Source organism: Pseudomonas sp. DE0010, assembly GCF_007680745.1.
GTDB lineage: Bacteria > Pseudomonadota > Gammaproteobacteria > Pseudomonadales > Pseudomonadaceae > Aquipseudomonas > Aquipseudomonas parafulva_B.
In genome coordinates this window covers 1-327 of the sequence record NZ_VEJQ01000110.1, presented here as the reverse complement: position 1 = coordinate 327, position 327 = coordinate 1, and the positions used below count along the sequence as shown (strand labels likewise).

The window sequence follows — 327 nt, the reverse complement described above, 5'->3', positions numbered from 1 at the left end:
CCCAGGGGCTCCATCCAGCCTCAACCCACCGGCACCGGATGATGGTGCAGGCAGATCAGTGCCGGACGCTCGGGCGCGGCGCTCAGGGCCTCGTCCAGGGCGACCAGCTGCGCCTGCTCTAGTTCGCCGAACACGCAACCGCGCACGGTGCTGTCGAGCAGGATGAGGCGCCAGGCGCCCAGGTCGGTGACCGTCTCGAGGAAATCGCGATCGCCACAGGCCTTGGCCATGGGCGCGTTCTCGTCATGGTTGCCGGCCAGCCAGCGCATCGGCGCGGCCAGGGGCTCGGCCAGCTCGCAAAAGCGCTGGTAGGAGGCCACGGAGCCG

1 protein-coding gene is annotated in these 327 nt (G+C 70.3%); it reads right to left on the bottom strand.

The features are described from left to right. Positions 1-20: 20 nt before the first annotated feature. Positions 21-327 (bottom strand): metallophosphoesterase (locus FS767_RS21880; protein ID WP_371921608.1); only part of this gene is annotated, 307 nt, incomplete at its 5' end.